This window comes from Synergistaceae bacterium, assembly GCA_012521675.1.
Taxonomy (GTDB): Bacteria; Synergistota; Synergistia; order Synergistales; family Aminobacteriaceae; genus JAAYLU01.
Map to the genome: position 1 here is coordinate 1 of JAAYLU010000121.1, position 2,467 is coordinate 2,467.

General features: G+C 52.4%; 2 protein-coding genes and 1 tRNA gene. 2 read left to right on the forward strand and 1 reads right to left on the reverse strand.

What is annotated here, in order from left to right; translation table 11 throughout:
• The first annotated feature begins 63 nt into the window (after positions 1-63).
• Positions 64-139 (forward strand) — tRNA-Pro (locus GX181_10685).
• Positions 140-316: 177 nt separating this feature from the next.
• Positions 317-2,047: an IS1634 family transposase gene (locus tag GX181_10690; protein ID NLM72407.1), complete on the forward strand. Its 1,731-nt coding sequence runs from the start codon at positions 317-319 to the stop codon at positions 2,045-2,047.
• A gap of 228 nt (positions 2,048-2,275) precedes the next feature.
• On the opposite strand, the gene GX181_10695 is transcribed toward GX181_10690, so the two are convergent.
• Positions 2,276-2,467: hypothetical protein (locus tag GX181_10695; protein ID NLM72408.1), on the reverse strand; the 192-nt coding region annotated here is incomplete at its 5' end.

Below are 2,467 nucleotides of genomic sequence, written 5' to 3' on the forward strand. Positions count from 1 at the left end.
CAATCACAATTGTCAAGTGTTGGTGGTTGACGATTATTGTCCCGCCCCTTATGATGGTAGCCGCGAGGTGTGGCGCAGTTGGTAGCGCGCTTGCTTTGGGAGCAAGAAGCCGCAGGTTCAAGTCCTGTCACCTCGACCAGACGGGATGCCCTGGGAGAATTTTGACCTCCCGAGTTTTGAAGCACCCCTAGTTTAACAAATCGTTAGAACGCGTAAATGGCCTGGTTTTCGGGCTATTATTTAGCCCTTTTTGCTTGACAGTATTAGTAGTATAGTATATTATAGTATAGTCATAAAAGCTTATGCGAGGTGGACCATGTTTGTTAAAAAGAACAGCACCAAGAACGGACGCATCCTGCTGACCTTTACCAAGGCCTACAGAGAGGGCGGCAAGAACAAGCAAAGAAACATTGAGACCATCGGCTATCTGGATGACCTCGAAAAGATCTATGACGATCCTTTGGCCCACTTTCGGAAGATCGCACGTCAACGAACCGAAGAAGAAGCCCTGGAAACGAGGCCGGCATCCATCGAGCTCAATCCGGGTACCCGGATTGAAGAAGGCGAGAGGGGACTTCGGAATCTGGGTTATGTGGCCTTTGAGAAGATCTACCACGAACTGGGGATCCACTCCTTTTTCAGAAGACATCAGCGGGGGCAGAAGATGGCGTTCAACCTGAATGCCCTCTTTCGTCTTTTGGTGTATTCACGCCTCATCGATCCGGGATCCAAGAAGCAAGCTTACGATCATCAGGGACAATTCTTTGAGACCTTGGCCCCGACACTCGATTCGGTCTACCATAGCCTGGATCACTTTGACCGGTTCAGTCTGGACCTTCAGGCTTGGATCAGCCAACAACTGGAAGAGCAATACGGCCGTGACCGGGCAGTGACCTACTACGATGTGACCAACTACTACTTTGAGATTGACGAGGAAGATGCTCTTCGCCGTCGGGGTCCCAGTAAAGAACACCGTCCTTTCCCCCTGGTCCAGATGGGCCTGCTTTTGGACAGCCAAGGCTTGCCATTGGCCTACCATCTCTTCCCGGGGAACTCAAGCGAGAAGCTCTCCTTGCATCCTCTTTTGAATCGGGTTCGCGAAGACTATGACCTGGGCCGCATTGTGGTTGTGGCCGACAAGGGGATGAATTGCGGGGACAACATCGCCAAGCAGCTGGCTCGTGGGAACGGCTACATTTACAGTCAGTCCATCCGGGGGGCAGACCAGGAGTTCAAGGCATTTGTCCTGGATGAAGAAGGTTACCAAAAGACAGGAGACTACGGGAAGGTCAAGTCCAGGATTTATCCCAAGGAGATCAGATTCACCAACAAGCAAGGGAAAAAAGAGACTCTTTCCATCCACCAAAAACAGATCATCTTTTATAGCCAGGACTATGCCGACAAGGCGGCCTATGAGCGGCAGCGCACCTTGGCCAAGGCAAGAAAGCTCCTCAGGAGTCCCCACCAGCTCATGCGGGCCATTAATAAAAGTGCGGCAAGCTACATCAAGGGATTGCAGTACAACGAAGAGGGGGAAGTGATTGAACCCAAGACCCTGCTTTATCTTGACGAAGAAAAGATCAAAGAAGAGGCCCGGTTGGACGGCTACTACGCCATCGTAACAAGTGAGCTTGAGCTTGATGACCTCGAGGTCATCCGGCTCTACCACGATTTATGGAAGATTGAGGAGACCTTCAAGATCTCCAAGGCGGAACTGAGGACACGTCCGGTCCACGTCTCCTTGGAGGCACACATTGAAGCCCACTTCCTGACCTGCTTTGTAGCGCTTGTCCTGGTGCGGGCTTTGGAGCTGAAACTGAATCGGGCCAGACTCCCAGGAGAAAAGGGGGCCCAAGTCTTCTCTACCTTCAGTTTGCTGGATTCCCTTCGACAATTCTCTTGCAGTCATGTCGCAGAAAACTACTACACCTTCCACTATATTGACGACAACATCAAGGCCATCGAGCAGGTCCTTGGTTTGGAGCTTGATCGAAAGTACAGGAAAAGAAGCGAGATCCGAAATGTAATCGCTAACGCGAAAAAGTAGATGCTACTCCACTACACTTCGCACTCGCAATAAAAGCGCCAGGACCTCTGATCCGACGAGGTCTTGGCGCTTTTATCTCGCCTACGCTTCTAAAGTCAGGTATTTACCCTGTGTTACAAGGCTGGCCCATCAGAAGGCGACGGCCCGACCCTCACGGATCAGCCAGACCAGCCGCTCCTTGACAGGGCGGCCGGTCGCGCTCGAAATTGCCCGGGCATAGCTGTCAATCTAGATACCGTAACGCTGGCGTAAAAGCTGGTCACCAGACTGGTCCGGCAGACGGTCGGACTTGAAATCAATGAGGACCGCCGCCCCGTCCTCCTCGATAAACCAGAGGTCGATCATGCCCTGGATCAGGCTGGTCTCGTCCCCGGGAAAGTCAGGATCCAGTTCACTGGCTGGCAGGGCGAGGGTGAAGGG

Bases quoted from the DNA above. Each gene is read 5' to 3' on its own strand.
- GX181_10690 (NLM72407.1), top strand. From the start codon at position 317: ATGTTTGTTAAAAAGAACAGCACCAAGAACGGACGCATCCTGCTGACC.